General features: G+C 58.1%; 18 protein-coding genes, 1 pseudogene and 1 other annotated feature. Of the genes and pseudogenes, 12 read left to right on the top strand and 7 right to left on the bottom strand.

Annotated elements, in window-relative coordinates; all coding sequences use genetic code 11:
• Positions 1–10 precede the first annotated feature (10 nt).
• Together ettA and ABUK12_RS12125 are read right to left on the bottom strand one after the other, a co-directional pair.
• Positions 11–1,675: an energy-dependent translational throttle protein EttA gene (gene ettA, locus ABUK12_RS12130; protein ID WP_410016482.1), complete on the bottom strand. Its 1,665-nt coding sequence runs from the start codon at positions 1,673–1,675 to the stop codon at positions 11–13.
• A 132-nt stretch (positions 1,676–1,807) separates the two neighbouring features.
• Positions 1,808–3,325, bottom strand: coding sequence for a hypothetical protein (locus ABUK12_RS12125; RefSeq protein ID WP_410016481.1), 1,518 nt, complete (start codon positions 3,323–3,325; stop codon positions 1,808–1,810).
• Positions 3,326–3,899: 574 nt separating this feature from the next.
• Here ABUK12_RS12125 and sltY point away from each other — a divergent pair.
• Positions 3,900–5,834 (top strand): murein transglycosylase, encoded by a 1,935-nt coding sequence (gene sltY, locus ABUK12_RS12120; protein WP_410016629.1) that lies wholly within the window; start codon positions 3,900–3,902, stop codon positions 5,832–5,834.
• Between the two features lie 57 nt (positions 5,835–5,891).
• On the top strand, positions 5,892–6,221 hold the full coding sequence (gene trpR, locus ABUK12_RS12115) for a trp operon repressor (RefSeq protein ID WP_410016480.1): 330 nt from the start codon (positions 5,892–5,894) through the stop codon (positions 6,219–6,221).
• Here trpR and yjjX read toward each other — a convergent pair.
• Positions 6,218–6,754, bottom strand: a complete 537-nt coding sequence (gene yjjX / locus ABUK12_RS12110; RefSeq protein WP_410016479.1) for an inosine/xanthosine triphosphatase — start codon at positions 6,752–6,754, stop codon at positions 6,218–6,220. The two genes, trpR and yjjX, sit on opposite strands and share 4 nt — an antisense overlap.
• Before the next feature lie 50 nt (positions 6,755–6,804).
• On the opposite strand from yjjX, the gene gpmB reads away from it, so the two are divergent.
• Positions 6,805–7,452 (top strand): 2,3-diphosphoglycerate-dependent phosphoglycerate mutase GpmB, encoded by a 648-nt coding sequence (gene gpmB / locus ABUK12_RS12105; RefSeq protein WP_410016478.1) that lies wholly within the window; start codon positions 6,805–6,807, stop codon positions 7,450–7,452.
• Here the strand turns inward: gpmB and robA are convergent.
• Complete coding sequence (robA, locus tag ABUK12_RS12100; protein ID WP_410016477.1) at positions 7,449–8,318, bottom strand: MDR efflux pump AcrAB transcriptional activator RobA; 870 nt, start codon at positions 8,316–8,318, stop codon at positions 7,449–7,451. The two genes, gpmB and robA, sit on opposite strands and share 4 nt — an antisense overlap.
• Positions 8,319–8,515: 197 nt before the next feature.
• On the opposite strand from robA, the gene creA reads away from it, so the two are divergent.
• A complete protein-coding gene (gene creA / locus ABUK12_RS12095) occupies positions 8,516–8,998 on the top strand; it encodes a protein CreA (protein ID WP_410016476.1) in 483 nt (160 codons plus the stop codon).
• A 63-nt stretch (positions 8,999–9,061) separates the two neighbouring features.
• On the opposite strand, the gene arcA is transcribed toward creA, so the two are convergent.
• On the bottom strand, positions 9,062–9,778 hold the full coding sequence (gene arcA, locus ABUK12_RS12090; RefSeq protein WP_162364033.1) for a two-component system response regulator ArcA: 717 nt from the start codon (positions 9,776–9,778) through the stop codon (positions 9,062–9,064).
• A 452-nt stretch (positions 9,779–10,230) separates the two neighbouring features.
• Between arcA and ABUK12_RS12085 the strand changes: the two genes are divergently transcribed.
• The 5 genes and pseudogenes from ABUK12_RS12085 to thrC all read left to right on the top strand — a co-directional run bounded on the left by ABUK12_RS12085 (position 10,231) and on the right by thrC (position 15,959).
• Positions 10,231–10,932 carry a tRNA/rRNA methyltransferase gene (locus tag ABUK12_RS12085; RefSeq protein ID WP_410016475.1) on the top strand — a complete coding sequence of 234 codons (702 nt, stop codon included), beginning with the start codon at positions 10,231–10,233 and terminating at the stop codon, positions 10,930–10,932.
• Positions 10,933–11,122: 190 nt separating this feature from the next.
• The gene (thrL, locus tag ABUK12_RS12080) at positions 11,123–11,191 is read left to right on the top strand and encodes a thr operon leader peptide (RefSeq protein WP_410016628.1); all 69 of its coding nucleotides are present in this window, start codon (positions 11,123–11,125) and stop codon (positions 11,189–11,191) included.
• Positions 11,130–11,247, top strand: a sequence feature (Thr leader region). (Overlaps the previous gene by 62 nt.)
• Positions 11,248–11,274: 27 nt before the next feature.
• Positions 11,275–13,734 (top strand): bifunctional aspartate kinase/homoserine dehydrogenase I, encoded by a 2,460-nt coding sequence (thrA, locus tag ABUK12_RS12075; protein ID WP_410016474.1) that lies wholly within the window; start codon positions 11,275–11,277, stop codon positions 13,732–13,734.
• Between the two features lies 1 nt (position 13,735).
• Positions 13,736–14,666: pseudogene (thrB, locus tag ABUK12_RS12070) on the top strand (homoserine kinase).
• 3 nt (positions 14,667–14,669) lie between these two features.
• Complete coding sequence (gene thrC / locus ABUK12_RS12065; RefSeq protein WP_410016473.1) at positions 14,670–15,959, top strand: threonine synthase; 1,290 nt, start codon at positions 14,670–14,672, stop codon at positions 15,957–15,959.
• Between the two features lie 150 nt (positions 15,960–16,109).
• Here the strand turns inward: thrC and yaaA are convergent, their stop codons facing one another.
• Positions 16,110–16,883, bottom strand: a complete 774-nt coding sequence (gene yaaA / locus ABUK12_RS12060) for a peroxide stress protein YaaA (RefSeq protein WP_410016472.1) — start codon at positions 16,881–16,883, stop codon at positions 16,110–16,112.
• 55 nt (positions 16,884–16,938) lie between these two features.
• Positions 16,939–18,381 (bottom strand): alanine/glycine:cation symporter family protein, encoded by a 1,443-nt coding sequence (locus ABUK12_RS12055; RefSeq protein ID WP_410016471.1) that lies wholly within the window; start codon positions 18,379–18,381, stop codon positions 16,939–16,941.
• A gap of 212 nt (positions 18,382–18,593) precedes the next feature.
• On the opposite strand from ABUK12_RS12055, the gene tal reads away from it, so the two are divergent.
• The 3 genes from tal to ABUK12_RS12040 all read left to right on the top strand — a co-directional run bounded on the left by tal (position 18,594) and on the right by ABUK12_RS12040 (position 21,728).
• Positions 18,594–19,547: a transaldolase gene (gene tal / locus ABUK12_RS12050; RefSeq protein ID WP_410016470.1), complete on the top strand. Its 954-nt coding sequence runs from the start codon at positions 18,594–18,596 to the stop codon at positions 19,545–19,547.
• A gap of 154 nt (positions 19,548–19,701) precedes the next feature.
• On the top strand, positions 19,702–20,289 hold the full coding sequence (mog, locus tag ABUK12_RS12045) for a molybdopterin adenylyltransferase (RefSeq protein WP_410016469.1): 588 nt from the start codon (positions 19,702–19,704) through the stop codon (positions 20,287–20,289).
• Positions 20,290–20,417: 128 nt separating this feature from the next.
• Entirely contained in the window at positions 20,418–21,728 is a 1,311-nt protein-coding gene (locus ABUK12_RS12040; protein WP_410016627.1) for an MFS transporter, read from the top strand.
• The last annotated feature ends 137 nt before the right edge of the window (positions 21,729–21,865 follow it).

Raw genomic sequence — 21,865 nt, 5'->3', positions numbered from 1 at the left:
GCTGGCGCTATCAGGACATTTTTTTATATTTAATCCGGTGCGGCTGTAGCGCTTCCGCGCCCAGCGTGCGTTTTTTCCACTCTTCGTATTCGGTAAAGTTGCCTTCAAAGAATTCGATCTTGCCTTCATCCTGATAGTCAATGATATGGGTGGCGATGCGGTCGAGGAACCAGCGGTCATGGGAGATCACCATGGCGCAGCCGGGGAACTCCAGCAGGGCGTTTTCCAGCGCGCGCAGGGTTTCCACATCCAGGTCATTGGTCGGTTCATCGAGCAGCAGCATATTGCCGCCCACCTGCAGCAGTTTGGCCAGATGCAGCCGCCCGCGCTCGCCGCCGGACAGTTCGCCGACGCGTTTGCCCTGATCGACGCCCTTGAAGTTAAAACGGCCGACATAAGCGCGGCTCGGCATTTCAAAGTTGCCGATGCGCATAATATCCTGGCCGCCGGACACTTCTTCCCAGACGGTTTTACTGTTATCCATGCTATCGCGGAACTGGTCAACCGAGGCCAGCTGCACCGTATCGCCCAGCGTTACCGTACCGCTGTCCGCCTGTTCCTTGCCGGACAGGATACGGAACAGGGTCGACTTGCCGGCGCCGTTCGGGCCGATAATGCCGACGATCGCCCCTTTGGGGATCGAGAACGACAGGTTGTCTATCAGCAGCCGGTCGCCATAGGATTTCCTGAGGTTTTCCACCTCCAGCACTTTGTCGCCCAGGCGCGGTCCGGGTGGAATAAACAGCTCGCTGGTCTCGTTGCGCTTTTGGTATTCCACATTGTTAAGCTCTTCAAAGCGCGCCAGACGGGCCTTGCCTTTGGACTGGCGTCCCTTGGGATTCTGGCGCACCCATTCCAGTTCCTTCTCGATGGATTTGCGCCGAGCCGTTTCCGATGAGGCTTCCAGCGCCAGGCGCTGATCTTTTTGCTCCAGCCAGGAAGAATAGTTGCCTTCCCAGGGAATGCCCTCGCCGCGGTCCAGTTCCAGGATCCAGCCGGCCACGTTATCCAGGAAATAGCGGTCATGGGTAATGGCCACCACGGTGCCTTCGTAATCCAGCAGGAACCGCTCCAGCCAGGCGACCGACTCCGCATCCAGATGGTTGGTCGGCTCATCGAGCAGCAGCATGTCCGGTTTTTCCAGCAGCAGGCGGCAAATCGCCACGCGGCGGCGTTCCCCGCCCGACAGGGTGGCTATCTTCGCATCCCAGGGCGGCAGGCGCAGCGCATCGGCGGCGCGTTCCAGCTGGTTCTCCAGGTTATGGCCGTCATGGGCCTGGATAATGGCTTCCAGTTCGCCCTGTTCCCTGGCGAGCTTATCGAAGTCCGCATCCGGTTCGGCATAGGCGGCATAGACCGCGTCCAGGCGCGTCAGCGCCTGTTTGACTTCCCCAACCGCCTCTTCAATCGCCTCGCGCACGGTTTGCTCTAAATTCAGCTGCGGCTCCTGGGACAGATAACCGATTTTGATACCCGCCTGCGGCCGCGCCTCGCCCTCAATTTCCGTGTCGATGCCGGCCATGATGCGCAGCAGGGTGGACTTACCGGCGCCGTTGAGCCCCAGCACGCCGATCTTGGCGCCGGGAAAAAAGCTGAGCGAGATATCTTTCAGGATATGACGTTTCGGCGGCACGATTTTGCCGACGCGATGCATGGTATAGACGTATTGAGCCACGTTGTTAAGAGCCTCTTTCTATCTGGTTTTAGCTATGCCCCGCGGCCTGCGCGGAGCATGTACGGGCAGTGCGCCAAGTGTCGCAATGGATAAGCGCCCAGTTTAGCCCGTTTTCGCATGCGATCCCAGCCATCACCGGACGATGTTGGTATCGTGCGCCGGCAGCGCGGAGGCCCGTATGCGCCGGCGGGTAAAATACAGCACCGTCACCAGCAAAGACAGCAGGCTGGTGACCGCGGGGATAATCACAATAGAGCGATGATAGGCTAACGTGACGCTGTGCTCGCCGTCGGTCAGGGCAACGCCGACCAGCCCGCTGTCCAGCCGGACGGTGTCCCGCCGTTTGCCGTCCACCAGCAGGTAATAGCCGGCATACATAATATAGGGCAGGGTAACGGTTTGCGTCCCCTGCGCCCGTATGATCATCGCCGGATAGCCCTGGCGATAGGTAGTGCCGATAATGGCGGCTGCGGGGTTGGCGAAGAAAGCGAAGTCGTTGATTTTCAGATGATCGAAGTTCTCGGGGCGCACGTTGTGGTTATTGAGGTAATCATCATAAAGAGAGGACGTATCCACATTCAGATAACGTACGCTTAAGGCCTTATGGATAAGAGGATACATCCCCGCGATGCACAGGCAGGCCAGTAGCATGACCAGCGCTTTTTTCCGCGCCATCATCGCCGCCAGCATGCCCGACGCATGCAAAGCGATGATGGCGGTGGCGCAGGACAGCAGCCGCCACGGGAACTGGATTAATTTTAACACCGGCACGCTATCGGGAATTTTATTCCAGGGTATCAAGTGGGTAGTGGCAATGATAAACAATAAAGCTATTAGGATCATTTTCTTCGACGCGCCGGATTTACCCCATTTCAGATAGGCCACGGCGAGCAGCAGCTGGATAACGCCCACCGATAAAAACATGCCCGGTTCGGATACGCCGTAGGTAGAAGACAGCGACAGCAGGGTTTCCGTCAGGCCGCTGCTGAACTTTAACAGGTCGTCGTACTTAAGCAGCTTGCCGCTGGTGGCGAAAATATCTGAATTATGGATATGATAAAACAAAGGCGCCCAATAAAATGCGCTAATCGAGACGACAATGAGAAACGACATCAGAAAAAAAGTTATATTGGCTTTAATAAAAACTGCCCGGGCGTTGAGCAGGCAAAATAAAACAAAAAACACTAAAAGCACCACCATGCTCGGGATATTGGCTAAAAATACGCCTAAGGCGCTAAACGGCAGCAGCCAGATATCCCTGCGATCGCGGATAAGGGAACTGCATCCCCTGATAAACAGCGGCATCAGCGACATGGCCAAACTTTCGCCCAGGGCAAAGCGAACATAGATATTGGTCAGGAAATATCCGGAAGTGATAAATAATATGGCGCAGAGCAACCCGGCCTGGGAAGACGAATGCTCTCGTTTAGCGGCATAATAGGTCGAAAAAAAGGCAATGATGAAGAGGAGGAAATACACCATTTTCATCTGGCTAATGATATCAGCGGTATTAAATGTCAGCGCTTTCGCCGCCAAAAACAGCAAGGATGTCAACGGCGGATAAAACAGCTGCCATGAGTAGCCGAATTGCCCGGGCGACCAATAATTAAACAAGGGAGGGAACTGATTGTGCGCCAATTCGTTATTCAACGAAATCATTCTCTGGAAATGAGCGATCCAATCATGCCCGTTCCAAATGCCAATTTCTTTTAACGTTACCAGGAGTATGCATAAAACCAAGAAACTCAGAAAGATAAGCATCAGGTTGTTTTTCAATTTCACTTTCCATCACCTTAAAGCATGTTTGTTGCAAACATCATTCGGTAGTTGCAATTCTTTTAGACCGGGGCAAACAGGCACGGGCCACAGCCCACGGTTGACATGCCCGTGGTAAATAGACGGTTACGCGTTGCGTGCTCAGTTGCGCAGCGTAACCCAACCCCAGAACCGGGTATAGGGGCAACCCGCGTTCGCTACCGTTAAAAATCAGTAATGTGATCCAGCGCGCTGCCGTCGCCGGCCCGCTTTGCGCTTATTATCGCCGCTAAAAAAAATAACCGCGAAAATAATGACGATTGTCGCCGCTGCCGCTGGCATACGCCCGGTTGCTTAGCTAGCATGGTGACAGCAACCGGATTTATGGCAAACTGAATGAATGCGCCGGCGTCCGGAAAAGGACGCGGCAAAAAGACATTACGCTGAGGATAGAGTGGATATGGTCAAGGTGGACGGATGGCGGTATGTGGGCGCGGGTTTTATCTGCGCGCTGGCAAGCCTGGTGGCCGCAACCGGCAGCGCGCACGCGGACTCAATCGATGCGCAGCGCCAGCGCTATCAGCAGGTTAAGCAGGCGTGGGATAGCAACCAAATGGATGTGGTGTCGCAGCTGATGCCCACCCTGCGTGATTATCCCCTGTATCCCTATCTGGAGTACCGCGCCTTGTCGCAGGATCTTTCCCAGGCGAGCACGGCGCAGGTTAAGGCCTTTATGGATGCCAACCCGACGCTTATGCCTGCGCGCTCGCTGTCGGCCCGCTTTGTCAATGAGCTGGCCCAGCGCCAGGACTGGCAGGGGCTGCTGGCCTTCAGTCCGCAGCCGCCGAAACCGGTCTCCGCGCGCTGCAACTTTTATTACGCCAAATGGGCCACCGGGGCGCAGCAGGCGGCCTGGGACGGCGCCAAGGAGATCTGGCTCAACGGCCATTCCCTGCCGGAAAGCTGCAACAAATTATTCAGCGTCTGGGATCAGGCCGGGCAGCGCGGGCCATTGGCGATCCTCGAGCGGATGCGCCTGGCGATGAAAGAGGACAATACCAACCTGGTGAACGCGCTGTCGAAACAATTGCCGATTGAATACCAGACCATGGGCAGCGCGCTGGCGGCATTACAGGATAATCCCGCGACCCTGGAAGGCTTTGCCAGAAGCGTGGGACCGACGGATTTAACCCGCCAGGCCACGATTATCTCCTTTGCGCGCCTGGCCCGCGACGATGTGGAAAATGCCCGCGCCATGCTGCCGACCCTGGTGCGGCTGCAGAAAATGGACGACGGCGATCGCCTCGATCTCGAGGAAAGCGTCGCCTGGCGCCTGATGGGCACCGACGCCACGCCGGAACAGGCCGCCTGGCGCGACAACGTTATTTTACGCGGCCACTCCACCGCATTGCTGGAGCGGCGTATCCGCATGTCGCTGGGACAAGGCGATATGCGCGCGGTGGCCGCCTGGCTGGACCGCCTGCCTGAGGACGCCCGCCAGAAAGAGGAGTGGCGCTACTGGCGCGCGGTATTGCTTATCAACCAGGGGCGCAAAAGCGACGGCGAGCCGATACTGCGTGATTTGATGCAGGGACGGGGTTTTTACCCGATGGTCGCGGCGCAGGAACTGGGCGTCAATTATGCCGTCAATGTGGCGCGCGCGGTCGCGCCGGCCCCCGAGCTTATCAAACGGCCGGAAATCGCCCGCGTGCGCGAGCTGATGTACTGGAATATGGATAACCTGGCCAGGAACGAATGGAGCTCCCTCGTGGCCAGCCTGAGCCGGACGGAACAGGAAGGTCTGGCGCGTTACGCCTTTGAACAGCAATGGCCCGACCTGAGCGTGCAGGCGACGATTACCGGCAAGCTGTGGGATCATCTGGAAGAGCGTTTTCCCCTGGCCTGGCATAATGAATTTCGCCGCGCCACCGACGATAAAGGGATAAGCCAGAGTTACGCCATGGCGATAGCCCGCCAGGAAAGCGCCTGGAATCCTAAAGCACTGTCGCCGGTCGGCGCGGCCGGCCTGATGCAGCTGATGCCCGCCACGGCCAAGCATACCGCCGAAATGTTTAATATCAGCAGTTATATGAACACCAGCCAGCTGTTGGATCCGCAAACCAACATCGAGTTGGGCACCACTTACCTGGAATATGTGTACCAGATGTTCGGCCGCAACCGGATCTTATCAAGCGTGGCCTATAACGCCGGCCCTGGGCGGGTGAACACCTGGCTTGGCAACAGCGCGGGGCGTATCGACGCGGTGGCTTTTATTGAGAGCATTCCGTTTTCGGAAACCCGCGGTTACGTGAAAAATGTCCTGGCCTATGACGTCTTTTACCGTTATTTCCTGCGTCAGCCCGCAAAAGTGCTGACGGACGCAGAGTGGCAACGGCGTTACTGAACCGGCGGGGAAAATAGGGTAGACTGCTGTACTCGTTAACAGGTATGGCGGGCGCTTATGAATGACATTACCACCTCCGTTGCCGGCGATGTGCCGCGGCATGAGCAGGAGTGGCGGCATTTTGCCGTGCTGTTGGGGCAGGCTTTTGCCGACGGTATGCATGTGCCGTTGCTGCAACTGATGTTGACCGCCGATGAGCGCGAAGCCATCGGCACGCGCATCCGCATTATCCGGGCGCTGCTGGACGGCGAGATGAGCCAGCGCGAATTAAAGAATTCGCTTGGCACCGGCATTGCCACCATCACCCGTGGTTCCAATAGCCTCAAGGCCGCATCGCCTGAATTAAAACAGTGGCTGGAGCATCATCTGCGGCATTTGCCGGATTAACCGCCGTGGCCGCGGCTGGTCTGGTAGATGGCGTTATTAAACGGCACCAGCGCCAATAGCAGGGCCTGATAATAGACGCTGCTGCGGGTCAGCCTGCCGGCGGTAAACACGCCGATGGCGCCGCCCTGGCGTTTAATATCCGTAATTCCGGTCAATCTGGCCATTTCCTGGCCTAATTCCCGCCCTTCAATGATTCCCTGTAATATACTTTCTGGTAATATTAAGCTGGCGGAGCGAGATTCACCGCGCAGGTGCGTATTTTCAATAACCATCCAGGCAAAGGTCATATTATCTGCAATACCCGCCTCGACACCGACCCAGAAATCCGCCTCGGGACAAACCTGACGCGCGGCCATGACCCGATTCCGCGCCCCGCTGCGGGTTTCGACATCGCCCATGGGCTGCGACGGCACGCCGCTGTCGACATCTATGCCTTCAACGCGGCAGCTGTCGGGCCCGTAGGTGTCGTTAAAGGCCTGGAGAATGGCATTGATTTTAGCCGGGTTAGTCGTTGCAGCCACCACATAATACATAATGTTTTTATCACTCCAGTCATTTTCACGCAGTATAACGGAAAAAAACCATGTTACAGGTCTATCTTGTTCGCCATGGCGAAACAGAATGGAATGCCTTGCGCCGTATCCAGGGACAATCCGACAGCGCGTTAACCGCCAAAGGCCAGCGCCAGGCGCAACAGGTCGCTGAACGCGTGCAGCGTATGGGTATTACCCATATCATCAGCAGCGACCTCGGACGCACGCGCCATACCGCCGATATCATCGCCCGGGCCTGCGGCTGCGATGTTCGCCCGGACCCCCGGCTGCGCGAGCTGGACATGGGCGTGCTGGAAATGCGCGATATCGATACCCTGACGCCGGAAGAAGAAAGCTGGCGCAAGCAATTGGTTAACGGAACGCCCGACGGGCGCATTCCCAAGGGGGAATCGATGACCGAACTGGCGCAGCGCATGCACGCGGCGCTGGACAGCTGCCGTGAACTGCCCGCCGGCAGCAGGCCCCTGCTGGTGAGCCATGGCATGGCGCTGGGGTGCCTCATCAGTACCGTCCTGGGCTTGCCGCCCTATGCCGAGCGCCGGCTACGGTTACGCAACTGCTCTATTTCCCGCATGGACTTCCAGCAAAGCCCTTGGCTGGCGCCCGGCTGGGTGGTGGAGACCGCGGGCGACACCTCGCATCTGGATATGCCGGCGTTGGATGAAATCCAGCGTTAGCGCCGCACCGGTATCAGATATTCACAGCGGATGGTATGCGGCACGGGCGCATCGGGCGCTCTTTCCTGCGGATAGAAACGCTCGATATCATGTCCCCGGCGGCGGGTCATTTTCATCATCGGCAGGCAGGTGCCATACAACGTTAAAATAAAGCTCTGCAAACCGTCGGACGCGCCGTTATAGATAAACTGCGCGTAGTCGCCGCCGTCCAGCGCGATCGGCTGGCCGTTTTGTACATTATCGGGCACGTCCTGGGGTTCGATGGCGGTGGTATACAGGATCTCCTGTTCGTCATCCTTTTCCTGGCTGGGCCGCGAGTGGTTCAGGCCGTACAGTACCGGCGGAATGGTTTTTGCCTCGCCCAGGTATTGGCGCCAGAACTGAATGCGCAACTCACTACGGAACGTGGTGATCTGCTCCAGGGTGCAGGAATAGCTTTGCGTCAGGCCCACCAGCTGCATCGGCGGCAGGACGATAAATTGCGGCTGCGGCATTTCCCATTTTTCCAGCCGGATCGGCGGCCGGATGCCGCTGGAGTCCCATTCTTCCGCCCGGCGGTATAACGCGGGCGTCTGGGTGAACTGTTTTTTGAACGCGCGCGTAAAGGTTTGTTGCGAGTCGAACCGGTATTGCAGGGCAATATCCAGGATCGGCCGACTGGTCAGACGCAATGCCACGGCCGCTTTGGATAACCTGCGGGCCCTGATATACGCACCGATGGCATGACCTGTTACCTCTTTGAACATCCGCTGCAAATGCCATTTGGAATAACCGGCTTTTGCGGCGACATTGTCCAGGGACAGCGGCTGGTCAAGATGTCCTTCCAGCCAGCTTAACAGATCACGAATTATACCGGCTTGATCCATAGATCATCCTCAAAAAAGCATTTAGGGCACAATGAAAAAAGTTGACGCATGATAGCAATTTTTTTGCAGTTCGACCGTCAAAGATTTATTAGCTAATTAATACCTGCCATGATAGCAGCAATTCACCACCGGTAGTGAAGCCCGTACGCGGTCTTCGCCCCGCCGCCGATCCGTCCATTGAAAAGAAGTCTATCTCTATGAATAAACTGTTTTTTTCCGTATTGTTGCTCGGCTTGACAGCCACCGGCGTCGCCCGGTCCGAGGAAGTCGGCTCCGTTGACACTGTTTTCAAACTCTTTGGCCCCGATCACAAGATTGTCGTGGAGGCATTTGACGACCCTGATGTGCAGAATGTCACCTGCTACCTCAGCCGGGCCAAGACCGGCGGCATCAAGGGAGGATTGGGCCTGGCCGAGGATACCTCGGACGCGGCCATCTCCTGCCAGCAGGTCGGTCCCATTACCCTGACGGATAAAATCAAGAACGGTAAACAGACCGGCAGCGTTGTATTCCAAAAACGCACATCGCTGGTTTTTAAGCGGCTACAGGTGGTTCGTTTTTATGACGCGAAGCGTAATGCGCTGGTATACCTGTCCTACTCGGACCGGGTGGTGGAAGGATCGCCGAAAAATGCCCTGAGCGCGGTGCCGATTATTCCCTGGACCACACAGCATGAATAAAGTCGGTCAATAATAACATCGGGCGCCCATGCGGACGCCCGATGTGGTGATGCCATGGGGCGATTATTCTTCCAGATCGCCGCAGAAACGATAGCCTTCGCCATGGATGGTAGCGATGATTTCCGGCGTGTCGGGGGTGGATTCAAAATGCTTGCGGATGCGGCGGATGGTGACATCCACGGTACGATCGTGTGCTTTGAGTTCGCGACCGGTCATTTTTTTCAGCAGTTCGGCGCGGGATTGAATTTTGCCCGGATTTTCGCAAAAGTGCAGCATGGCGCGAAATTCGCTGCGCGGTAGCTTGTAATGATCGCCGGTGGGACTTAACAATGAGCGGCTGTTGATATCCAGTTCCCAACCGTTGAATTTATAGCTTTCCACCAGTTTGCGCTCTTCGCCGCCACCGCCGAGATTCATGGTGCGCGACAACAGGTTGCGCGCGCGGATGGTAAGCTCGCGGGGATTGAACGGCTTGGTAATATAATCGTCGGCGCCGATTTCCAGGCCGAGGATTTTATCGACTTCATTATCGCGGCCAGTCAAAAACATCAGCGCAACGCTTGCATGCTCACGTAATTCACGCGCCAGCAGTAAACCATTTTTACCCGGCAGGTTAATATCCATAATTACCAGGTTGATGTCGTTTTCCGACAAAATCTGATGCATTTCAGCGCCATCGGTGGCTTCATGAACCATGTAGCCCTCGGCCTCGAAAATGCTTTTGAGGGTATTGCGGGTAACTGACTCGTCTTCAACGATAAGTATGTGCGGGGTCTGCATGTTTGCTACCTAAAATTACTAACAAAATTGGAAGAGGAAGTACAAAAGCCGCGGTTATCTACAACATTGCCCGGGGCATAATGCCGCATCCCCAACGCCATGAGGCTAAAGTACATAAACGTGCTCCAGATGACGAACGACGGATAACCTTGGCACCGCTAACCTGATTTTGGTCCGCTTTTTCTCAAGCTCAAATGCCGTATAGCTTACCCTTATTAACAACACTATAACAGCGCGAAACGAAATTGCCACGCAAGAAAATTTCATTTTGCTGACATATATCAAATTACCGTCCACGACAGCGCGCATTTCCGGAAAATCCCTTAAATACCAGCATATTTAAGCATTTTTGCCAAGAGCGCCAATTCGATTCAGCTTTAACGACGCGGTCTGAAATAGCGGTGGAATGATGATAATATCGGCGTCATTCGCCGCGATTTAAGAGACTCACCATGCAATTGCATATTATCCTGGTATCCCCGGCGCGTCCGGAGAATGTCGGCGCCGCGGCCCGGGCCATGAAAACCATGGGGTTCGGCTCGCTGCGTATCGTCGACAGCCGCGCGCACCTTCAGCCCGCCGCCGCCCGGGTCGCCCACGGCGCGACCGAGGTGTTGGAACGGGCCGTTCATTTCGACACGCTGGCGGCCGCCCTGGCGGATGTGGATTTTACGGTGGCCACCACCGCGCGTCACCGGGCCCGGTTCCACTATTACTGCACCGCCGCGCAATTGCTGCCGCAAATGCAGGAAAAACAACAGTGGATAACGCAGGCGGCGCTGGTATTCGGACGGGAAGATACCGGCCTGACCAACGAGGAACTGGCGCTGGCCGATATCCTGACCGGCGTGCCGATGCAGGCCGGCTATCCGTCCCTGAATCTCGGGCAGGCGGTGATGGTTTACTGTTATCAGCTGGCGGCGCTGAACCGGATTGCGCCTCAGGAGCACCCGCCGGCCATACCCGGGCAACTGGCTGCGCTGCATCAGCGCTTCGATCGGCTGTTCACGCAATTAAGCGTCGGCGATGATCATAAATTAACCGATTGGCTGCATCAGCGGCTTGGACTGGCGACCCAGCGGGACATCGCGATGTTGCACCAACTGCTGCAGGATATAGAAAAAGTATTGCCAGTAAATAATACCACGGCGTAGCGATAACCTGGCGTTTAAAACTATATGAATACGTTTCAGCCACATTATTATATGATTATTGGGCATTGCGAACAGTAAAATTCCGACCGCTGCGCTGAGTGATAAATAGCCAAACGCAAATTAACATTGACTTTTTACGGCAATTGCTTTACCAGTAAGCTATTAAAAAATAATATAGATTGCTTAAGACATGCGTTTTATCAGCCTGAACACCATTATTATTACCACCACCGATACCACAAGTAGCGGTGCGGGCTGACGCATACAGGATAAACAGAAAAAAGCCCGCACCTAACCAGTGCGGGCTTTTTTTTAAGCTTCAATCCAGGAGAGAGAAAAGAAATGCGCGTACTGAAATTCGGGGGTACCTCGGTCGCCAATGCGGAACGTTTTATTCGCGTTGCCGATATCATTGAAAGTAATACAGGTCAGGGACAGGTCGCCGCCGTGCTCTCCGCACCCGCAAAGATCACTAATCACCTGGTGTCGATGATCGACAAGACGCTCGGCGGGCTGGATATCCAGCCCGCCATGAACGACGCCGAGCGTATTTTCTCCGAGCTGCTGCAGGGCTTGTCCCAGGCCCAGCCCGGTTTTGACTTCGCCGCCCTGCGCAAGCTGGTGGATCAGGAGTTCGGCCAGCTTAAGCAGTTGCTGCACGGCATTACCTTGCTCAGGCAATGTCCGGACAGTATCAACGCCGCCATTATCTGCCGTGGGGAAAAGCTCTCCATCGCCATTATGGAAGCGGTGTTCGTCGCCCGCGGTTATGCCGTGACGGTAATAAATCCGGTGGAAAAACTGCTGGCGCAGGGCAGCTATCTGGAGTCCACCGTGGATATCGTGGAATCCACGCGGCGCATTAACGACGCCGCCATTCCCGCCGACCATATTATCCTGATGGCGGGGTTCACCGCCGGTAATGAGAAAGGCGAGCTGGTGGTGCTGGGCCGTAACGGCTCCGATTATTCGGCGGCGGTATTGGCCGCCTGCCTGCGCGCCGACTGCTGTGAAATCTGGACCGACGTGGATGGGGTATACACCTGCGATCCCCGCCAGGTGCCGGACGCGCGGTTATTGAAATCCATGTCCTACCAGGAGGCCATGGAATTATCGTACTTCGGCGCCAAAGTGCTGCATCCGCGCACCATCGCGCCGATTGCCCAGTTCCAGATACCCTGCCTGATAAAAAATACCGAAAACCCGCAGGCGCCCGGCACGCTTATCGGCCAGAGCGATCCCGACAGCGATAATCCGGTTAAGGGCATCACCCATTTAAACAATATGGCGATGATCAATGTTTCCGGCCCCGGCATGAAGGGGATGATCGGCATGGCGGCGCGGGTTTTCGCCGCCATGTCCCGGGCCGGCAGTTCGGTGGTATTGATTACCCAATCCTCATCGGAATACAGCATCAGCTTTTGCGTGCCGCATCATGAGCTGAACGGCGCGCGCAAGGCGCTGGAAGACGAATTTTACCTGGAACTGAAGGACGGCCTGCTGGAACCGCTCGACGTCATGACCCAACTGGCGATTATTTCGGTCATCGGCGACGGTATGCGCACCCAGCGCGGCCTGTCCGCCAAGCTGTTCGCGGCCCTGGCGCGCGCCAATATCAATATTGTCGCCATCGCCCAGGGATCGTCCGAGCGGTCGATTTCGGTGGTGGTGGATAACGACGCCACCACCACCGGGGTGCGTGTCGCGCACCAGATGCTGTTTAACACCGACCAGGTGATCGAGGTGTTTGTCATCGGCGCCGGCGGCGTGGGCGGCGCGCTTATCGAGCAGATCCATCGCCAGCATCGGTGGCTGAAAGCGAAGCATATCGATTTGCGCGTCTGCGGCATCGCCAACTCGCGGGCGTTGCTGACCAGCGTGCACGGTATCTCGCTGGAAACCTGGCGCGAGGAGCTGGCGCAGGCCAAGGAGCCGTTTAACCTGGGACGCTTGATCCGCCTGGTAAAGGAGTATCATCTGCTTAATCCGGTGATCGTCGATTGCACCAGCAGCGCGGCGGTGGCCGACCAGTATGCGGACTTCCTGGCCGACGGCTTCCACGTGGTGACGCCTAATAAGAAAGCCAATACCGCCTCGATGCATTATTACCGGCAGATGCGCACCGCCGCCGCCAGGTCGCGGCGTAAATTCCTTTACGACACCAACGTGGGCGCGGGCCTGCCGGTTATCGAAAATTTGCAGAACCTGCTTAACGCCGGTGATGAACTGGTACGTTTTTCCGGTATTCTTTCCGGGTCGCTGTCGTTTATCTTCGGCAAGCTGGACGAGGGCATGTCGCTGTCGGCGGCGACGCTGGCGGCAAGGGCGCTCGGTTATACCGAACCGGACCCGCGCGATGACTTGTCAGGGATGGACGTCGCGCGTAAGTTATTGATTCTGGCGCGCGAGGCGGGTTATCAGCTTGAATTGGAGTCCATCGACGTCGAGCCGGTGCTGCCCGCGGATTTTGACAGCGCCGGCGATACCGACAGTTTCCTGGCGCGGCTGCCGGGTCTTGACGACGCCTTTGCCTCTAAAGTCGCCATGGCGCGGGAACAGGGCCAGGTGCTGCGTTATGTCGGCAGCATCCGGGATGGCCGCTGCCAGGTTAAGATAGCGGCGGTGGATGGCAACGATCCGTTGTACAAAGTGAAGGATGGCGAAAACGCGCTGGCGTTCTATACCCGTTATTACCAGCCGTTGCCGTTGGTGTTGCGCGGCTACGGCGCCGGCAATGATGTGACGGCCGCGGGCGTATTCGCGGATCTTCTGCGTACGTTGTCATGGAAGCTGGGAGTCTAAAATGGTTAAGGTGTATGCGCCGGCCTCGATCGGCAATGTCAGTGTCGGCTTTGATGTGCTGGGCGCCGCGGTATCGCCCGTGGACGGTACGTTGCTCGGGGACTGCGTGACGGTGGAGGACGCGGCGGCGTTCAGCCTGTGCAACGAAGGGCGTTTCGCCGGCAAGCTGCCGGCCGAAACCGAGCAGAATATTGTTTATCAATGCTGGGAACGTTTTTGCCAGGCGGTGGGTAAAACCGTCCCGGCTGGCCATGCGGCTGGAAAAAAACATGCCCATCGGATCGGGGCTGGGATCCAGCGCCTGTTCGGTGGTGGCGGCGCTGGTGGCGATGAACGCCCATTGCGGTTATCCGCTGGATGAAAACCAGATGCTGACGCTGATGGGCGAAATGGAAGGCCGTATTTCCGGCAGCGTTCATTATGATAACGTGGCGCCCTGTTTCCTGGGCGGCATCCAGCTGATGCTGGAGGAAAACAGTATCATCAGCCAGCAGGTGCCCGGTTTCAGCGAATGGCTGTGGGTCATGGCCTATCCGGGCATCAAGGTCTCCACCGCCGAGGCGCGGGCAATCCTGCCCGCCCAATATCGCCGGCAGGATTGCATCAGCCACGGGCGTTTCCTGGCGGGTTTTATCCACGCCAGCCATACCCAGCAGCCGGCTCTGGCGGCAAAACTGATGAAGGATGTGATTGCCGAGCCTTACCGCACTAAACTGCTGCCGGGATTTACCGAAGCGCGCCAGGCCTGCGCCAGTATCGGCGCCCTGGCTTGCGGCATCTCCGGCTCGGGACCGACGCTGTTTGCGGTCTGCGATCGGGAAGATACCGCGCAGCGCCTGGCCGGCTGGCTGGAGCAGCACTACCTGCAAAATGATGAGGGTTTTGTTCATATATGCCGCCTGGATACCACCGGCGCGCGAGTGATGGGATAACGTATGAAACTGTATAATATTAAAGATCATAACGAGCAGGTCAGCTTCGCGCAGGCGATAAAGCAGGGGCTGGGACGCCAGCAGGGGCTGTTTTTCCCCGTCGATCTCCCGGAGTTCGCCTCGACGGAAATCGACGCCCTGCTGGATCTCGATCTGGTGACCCGCAGCGCGCGCATCCTGTCGGCCTATATCGGCGACGAGCTGCCGTTGGACGTTATCCATAAACGGGTGCAGGCCGCCTTCGAGTTCCCGGCCCCCGTGGTCAAGGTGAGCGAGGATATATCGGTCCTGGAGCTATTCCACGGCCCGACCCTGGCGTTCAAGGATTTCGGCGGCCGCTTTATGGCGCAGATGCTGACCGAAGTCGCCCGGGGCCAGCCGGTCACCATCCTCACCGCCACCTCCGGCGATACCGGCGCCGCGGTGGCGCACGCCTTCTACGGGCTGGAAAATGTCCGGGTGGTGATCCTGTACCCCCACGGCAAGATAAGCCCGCTGCAGGAAAAACTGTTCTGCACCCTGGGCGGCAATATCCATACCGTGGCGATTGACGGCGACTTTGACGCCTGCCAGGCGCTGGTCAAACATGCGTTCGACGACGAGCAACTCAAGCACAAACTGGGGCTGAACTCCGCCAACTCGATTAATATCAGCCGCCTGCTGGCGCAGATTTGCTATTACTTCGAAGCGGCGGCGCAGCTCTCGCAGGAGCAACGCAATCAATTGGTGGTTTCGGTGCCCAGCGGCAATTTTGGCGATTTGACCGCCGGCCTATTGGCAAAATCCCTCGGCCTGCCGATTAAACGCTTTATTGCCGCCACCAACGCCAACGATACCGTGCCGCGCTTTCTCGCCGACGGGAAATGGTTGCCCAACGCCACCGTGGCGACGCTATCCAATGCCATGGATGTCAGCCAGCCGAACAACTGGCCGCGCGTGGAGGAATTGTTCCGGCGTAAGAACTGGCGCCTTGATACCCTGGCCTACGGCTGCGTGAATGACGATGTTACCCGCGACACGATGCGCGAACTGGCGGGACAGGGGTATATATCGGAACCTCATGCGGCTATTGCCTACCGGTTACTGCGCGACCAGCTCCAGCCAGGGGAGTCCGGCCTGTTCCTGGGCACCGCGCATCCGGCGAAGTTTAAGGAAACCGTGGACGCGGTGCTGGGCCAATCGCTGCCGCTGCCCAAGGCGCTGGCGCTGCGGGCGACCCTGCCGCTGCTGTCAAGCCGGCTGCCGGCGGACTTTGGTCAGCTGCGCGCCCTGCTGATGGCCTTGCCGCAGTAATCCGCCACGACCGCCGCCGGTTCAGCCGCCGGCCGGCGCGGTGGTACAGCCGCCATGACCGTACCACCGCGCCGGTTTCACCGCGGGGCATTCGGGCCCGCGCCGCCGTGCGATAGGACGGACGCGTTATCGCGCATCACGCCCGCCGTCCTAGCGTGCCGGTCGTTTAAAGACCATCTCCGACTCGCTGGATTCCTCCGGCGCATAGGCATAACCGCCGTCATTGAACGCGGCCAGCTGTTCCGGCTGCGTCAGCCGCCGGGTGATGATAAACCGGCTCATCATGCCGCGCGCTTTTTTGGCGTGGAAACTGATCACTTTATACTTGCCGTTTTTTTCATCCAGGAACACCGGCTTGATCACCCGCGCGGCCAACTGGTCCTTTATCACCGCCTTAAAATACTCCCCGGACGCCAAGTTAATCAGCACGTTATCGCCTTGCGCCGTCAGCGCCTCGTTGAGCTTTTGAGTCAGGGTTTTTCCCCAGAAATGGTATAAGTCCGGCCCGGCCGGGTTCGCCAGCCTGATACCCATTTCCAGGCGATAGGGCTGCATCAGGTCCAGGGGGCGCAGTATGCCGTACAGGCCGGACAGCATGCGCAAATGGGTTTGGGCGAAGTCGAAATCCGCCTCGCTGAAACTTTCCGCCGCCAGGCCGGCATAGACATCGCCTTTAAACGCCAGGATCGCCTGCCGGGCGTTGTCGGGTGAAAAATCCGCCCGCCAAGACTGAAAGCGCCCCGCGTTAAGCTGGGCCAGCTTATCACTGATGCCCATCAGGCCGGATAACTGCGCCGGGGTCAGTTTGCGGCACACGCGCATCAGTTTTTCGGCGCGGGCCAGCAGCTCGGGCTGGGTATAACGCCGGGTCGCCAGCGGGCTGGTGTAATCCAGCGTTTTGGCCGGGGAGATAACGATTAGCATGTCGTACGGTTCCTGTCTCTTAAGGGCTGGAGGTCAGCGGGATGATAAGCGGCGGTCATGTTGATTTGCGCGCCGCCGGGCGGTCCCAACTGCCGGGCGCCAGCTGCGCCGCGATAGCGGGGAAATTCGCGGCGTAGAACGTCGGCAGTTTGCCGACCGCGCGCTGGCTATTGTAATCGCGCGCCAGCATCAGGGCGATGCGCGACAGCAGCAGCAGCGCAATCAGGTTGGTCAGGGTCATCAGGCCCATCGCCAGGTCCGCCAGCCGCCATAATACCGGTACTTCCGCCAGACAGCCCAACATCACCGTCGCCAATGCCACGACGCGCAATATCTGCACCGGCCGTTTGGAGCGATGGCGGAAAAAACGCAGACTGCTTTCCGCGTAGGCGTAATTAGCGATAATCGAGGTAAAGGAAAAAATAAATACCACCATCACCATAAACGGCGTGCCCCACTGTCCCGTCGCCGCCAGCAATGACCGCTGGATCAGGGCGATGCCGCCGAGATCGGGCGCGGCCTGTTCCAGCGCGCCCGACGTCAGGATAATGGCCGCGGTGGCGCTGCAGATGACGATGGTATCGATAAACACCGCCAGCATCTGGATATATCCCTGCGACGCGGGGTGGGGCGGCCAGGGCGTGGCGGCGCCGGCGATATTGGGCGCCGAGCCCATGCCGGCCTCGTTGGAAAACAGCCCGCGCTGCACGCCCTGGAAAATGGCCTGGGAAAAACCATAGCCCAGGATTCCCGACGCGGCCTGCGGCAGGCCGAACGCGCTGTTGAACACCAGCTCCGCCACCGCCCCCAGGCGTCCGGCATGCTGCGCCATCACCCAGGCCGCCAGCAGCACATAGCACAAGGCCATCAGCGGGACCAGCCATTGGGAAAGCCGGGCGATAAGACGCAGGCCGCCGCACATGGCCAGTCCGCTTAACGCCGCCAGGCCCAGCCCCGTCTGGTAAGGCGCGAATCCGCAGGCGTCATGCAGCGACTGCGTAATGGCGCTGGCCTGCACCGCGCTGAATATACCGCCGTAGCCTATGAGTAGAAAGCAGGTAAAGAGTACGCCCATCCAGCGCAGGCCCAGGCCCTTTTCCATATACCAGGCGGGGCCGCCCCGGTAATGGCCCCGGCTGTCGCGCACCTTATATAATTGCGCCAGGGTGCTTTCGAAGAAGGCGGTTGCCATGCCGATAAACGCGGCCAGCCACATCCAGAATATCGCTCCCGGCCCGCCGATGACCAGGGACAACGCCACGCCGGTCAGGTTGCCGCAGCCGATGCGCGCCGCAAGCGTCGTGCATAATGCCTGAAACGGTGAAATGCCCGCGCCGTCGGCGCGGCCCGATCCCTTCAAGATGGAAAACACGTGGCCGAAGTAATGGAACTGAATAAAACCGGAGCGGAAAGTAAACCAAAGACCGGTGCCAATCAGCAGGTAAATTAACACTGAATTCCATAACAAATCGTCGATAAAGTTGAAGAGTTCAGCCATTTATTCCTCGTCTTCCCTGATAAGCGGCGCTTATGCCGATCCGCGGCCGGCAGCGGCCGATTTTATCCTGCCATGGCCGCATAATGCGCTGCCGCCGGGGCGGTGCCATTACGCTGGCGCCTCGCTTGCACCCATGCTTGCGCGTGGTATTATCAAAAAAGGCAGTGCAACGCCATAAGATATGCACACCCTTCACAATGAGATATTCCACCATGACAGATAAACTTAGTGCCCTACGCAAGATGACCTCCGTTGTCGCTGATACCGGTGATATCACCGCCATTAAACTGTATCAGCCCCAGGATGCAACCACCAACCCTTCATTGATCCTGAACGCGGCGCAGATTCCCGAATACCGCGGCTATATCGACCAGGCGGTTGCCTGGGCGCGTGATCAAAGCCGGGACGCGGCGGAACAGGTCAAATACGCCACCGATAAACTGGCGGTCAACATCGGGCTGGAAATTCTTAAGCTGGTGCCGGGGCGCGTTTCCACGGAAGTCGACGCCCGACTGTCCTATGACACCGAGGCAAGCGTCGCCAAAGCCAAAAGCCTGATTAAACTCTACAACGACGCCGGCATCGGCAACGATCGCATCCTGATTAAGCTGGCCTCGACCTGGCAGGGTATCCGCGCTGCCGAGCAACTGGAAAAGGCCGGCATCAACTGTAACCTGACGCTGCTGTTTTCCTTCGCCCAGGCCCGCGCCTGCGCCGAGGCCGGGGCCTACCTGATTTCGCCTTTCGTCGGCCGCATCCTTGACTGGCACAAAGCCAACGGCGAACGCAAGGAGTTTTCCCCGGAGCAGGATCCGGGCGTGATTTCCGTGACGGAAATCTACCGTTACTACAAAGAACACGGTTATGACACCGTGGTAATGGGCGCCAGCTTCCGCAACGTGGGCGAGATTATTGAACTCGCCGGTTGCGATCGCCTGACCATCGCGCCGCCGCTGCTGAAAGAGCTGGCCGCCACCGAAGGCACCCTTGAGCGTAAACTTTCCTATACGGGCGAGATCAAGCCGCGTCCGGCCAAACTGACCGAGGCTGAATTCCTCTGGCAGCACAACTTGGATCCTATGGCGGTGGACAAACTGGCGGACGGGATCCGCAAGTTCGCCGTCGACCAGGAAAAGCTGGAAGCGATGATCAAAGACCTGCTGTAATCACCATGGCCCTGGCCGGGCAGGCAAGCCGGCGCGGGACCCGTTTATCAGCGCCATGGCGGCCCGTAGGTAACGGGCCGTTTTTATTTGTGCGCACGGCGCTTCGCCGTTAAATTGCTATTATGGAAAAATCATGTCGACCGGAGGACGTTCTATGCAAATTTGCCGTATTGGCCTGGTATCCATATCCGATCGCGCGGCCAACGGCGTCTACCAGGATCAGGGCATCCCCGCGCTGGAATCCTGGTTACGGCAGGCGCTGATTTCACCTTTTACGCTGGAAACACGGCTGGTGCCCGACGAGCAGCCGCTGATTGAGCAAACTCTGCGCGAGCTGGTGGATGAAATGGGTTGCCATCTGGTGCTGACCACCGGCGGCACCGGCCCGGCGCGGCGTGATGTCACGCCGGATGCCACGCGGGCGATAGCGGATCGCGAAATGCCCGGGTTTGGCGAGCAAATGCGCCAGATCAGCCTGCATTTTGTGCCCACGGCTATCCTGTCCCGGCAAATGGGGGTGATCCGCAAACAGGCGCTGATCCTGAATCTGCCGGGCCAGCCCAGGGCTATCCAGGAAACGCTGGCGGGCGTCAGGGACGCGCAGGGGAACGTGGTGGTGCACGGCATCTTTGCCAGCATCCCTTATTGCATTCAACTGCTGGAAGGGCCTTATATCGAGACCGATCCCGCGATCGTGGCGGCGTTTCGTCCCAAAAACGCCCGGCGCCCCGACCCGGAGTAACCGCGGCGCGCGGCGGCGGCGGTAAACGCCGCCCCAGGGTGTGAAATTATATTTCCGCGCAGTAAGATTACCTTTACGTTGTATGCTATATTTTTTTCTTTTTTCTCTCTGGCCCGACGCGAATGACTATGCCTGCCGACCCGCAACGCCGATTGAACCGACAGGATTACAAAACCCTGTCGCTTGCCGCCCTGGGCGGCGCGCTGGAATTTTACGACTTTATTATCTTCGTGTTCTTTGCCGGGGTGATGGGAAAACTGTTCTTCCCGCCGGATTTGCCGGAGTGGCTGCGGCAACTGCAGACCTTCGGTATTTTTGCCGCCGGTTACCTGGCCCGGCCGCTGGGCGGCATTATCATGGCGCATTTCGGCGATAAAGCCGGCCGGAAAAAAATGTTCAGCCTGTCCATTCTGCTGATGGCGCTGCCGACGTTGATGATGGGCCTGCTGCCCACTTATGAAACCCTCGGCATCACCGCGCCGCTGCTGTTACTGGCGCTGCGCATCCTGCAGGGCGCGGCCATCGGCGGCGAAGTGCCGGGCGCCTGGGTCTTCGTCGCCGAACATGTGCCCCACAAGCGCATCGGGTTCGCCTGCGGCACGTTAACCGCCGGCCTGACCATCGGCATTTTATTAGGATCCTTTGTCGCCACCTTATTAAACACCTTCATGACGCCGCAGGGCGTGCTCCAGGGGGGCTGGCGCATTCCTTTTTTCCTCGGCGGCTTCTTCGGACTGGTCGCCATGTACCTGCGGCGCTGGCTGCGTGAGACCCCGGTGTTTATCGAGATGCAGATCCGCAAAGCGCTGGCGCAGGAACTGCCGCTGAAATCCGTGGTGATGAACCATAAAAAAGCGGTGCTGATTTCCATGCTACTGACCTGGCTGCTCTCCGCCGGCATCGTGGTGGTGATCCTGATGGCGCCCCTGTGGCTGCAGCAGCAAATGGGCGCTACCCCGTCCCTGGCGCTCAAGGCCAACTGCGCGGCGATTATCGCGCTGGCCGTGGGCTGCGTGATAACCGGCGCCGTCATCGACCGCGTGGGCGCGGGCAAAACCTTTATCACCGGCTGCGTGATGCTGGGCGTCTTCAGCTGGCTGTTTTACCACACCGGCGCGGATCGGCCGTTGCCGCTGTACATCACCTATACGCTGGCCGGCCTGAGCGTCGGCGTGGTGGGCGGCGTGCCTTATGTTATGGTCCATGCGTTTCCCTCGCCGGTGCGGTTCAGCGGTATTTCGTTTTCCTATAATGTGGCGTACGCCATTTTTGGCGGACTGACCCCGGTGATGGTCACCATGCTGATGCGCATCTCGCCGATGGCGCCTTCCTGGTATGTGCTCGGGCTATCGGTAATGGGGGTGTTGCTCGGCATTTGCCTGCCGTCCGGACTGCGGCATAAGCCGCCGCTGGCCGGTGGATTGAATTCCATCGCCTGATTTTACGTGCGGCGTGAAATAAATAGGTTCCTGCTTTGTCATGGCACTTTTGGGAACGATTTAGTCATTTTTATAAAAATGCCCTGTATATCAAAGGACTGCGCGCCAGCCGCTCAGCGATGCGCGGCGCCCGGGGC

Source organism: Sodalis sp. C49 (assembly GCF_046352915.1).
Lineage (GTDB): Bacteria > Pseudomonadota > Gammaproteobacteria > Enterobacterales > Enterobacteriaceae > Acerihabitans.
This window is presented reverse-complemented; position numbering and strand designations above follow the sequence as displayed.

Bases quoted from the DNA above. Each gene is read 5' to 3' on its own strand.
- trpR (WP_410016480.1), top strand. From the start codon at position 5,892: ATGAATGACATTACCACCTCCGTTGCCGGCGATGTGCCGCGGCATGAG.
- yjjX (WP_410016479.1), bottom strand. From the start codon at position 6,754: ATGTATTATGTGGTGGCTGCAACGACTAACCCGGCTAAAATCAATGCC.
- gpmB (WP_410016478.1), top strand. From the start codon at position 6,805: ATGTTACAGGTCTATCTTGTTCGCCATGGCGAAACAGAATGGAATGCC.
- robA (WP_410016477.1), bottom strand. From the start codon at position 8,318: ATGGATCAAGCCGGTATAATTCGTGATCTGTTAAGCTGGCTGGAAGGA.
- creA (WP_410016476.1), top strand. From the start codon at position 8,516: ATGAATAAACTGTTTTTTTCCGTATTGTTGCTCGGCTTGACAGCCACC.
- arcA (WP_162364033.1), bottom strand. From the start codon at position 9,778: ATGCAGACCCCGCACATACTTATCGTTGAAGACGAGTCAGTTACCCGC.
- ABUK12_RS12085 (WP_410016475.1), top strand. From the start codon at position 10,231: ATGCAATTGCATATTATCCTGGTATCCCCGGCGCGTCCGGAGAATGTC.
- thrA (WP_410016474.1), top strand. From the start codon at position 11,275: ATGCGCGTACTGAAATTCGGGGGTACCTCGGTCGCCAATGCGGAACGT.
- thrC (WP_410016473.1), top strand. From the start codon at position 14,670: ATGAAACTGTATAATATTAAAGATCATAACGAGCAGGTCAGCTTCGCG.
- yaaA (WP_410016472.1), bottom strand. From the start codon at position 16,883: ATGCTAATCGTTATCTCCCCGGCCAAAACGCTGGATTACACCAGCCCG.
- ABUK12_RS12055 (WP_410016471.1), bottom strand. From the start codon at position 18,381: ATGGCTGAACTCTTCAACTTTATCGACGATTTGTTATGGAATTCAGTG.
- tal (WP_410016470.1), top strand. From the start codon at position 18,594: ATGACAGATAAACTTAGTGCCCTACGCAAGATGACCTCCGTTGTCGCT.
- mog (WP_410016469.1), top strand. From the start codon at position 19,702: ATGCAAATTTGCCGTATTGGCCTGGTATCCATATCCGATCGCGCGGCC.
- ABUK12_RS12040 (WP_410016627.1), top strand. From the start codon at position 20,418: ATGCCTGCCGACCCGCAACGCCGATTGAACCGACAGGATTACAAAACC.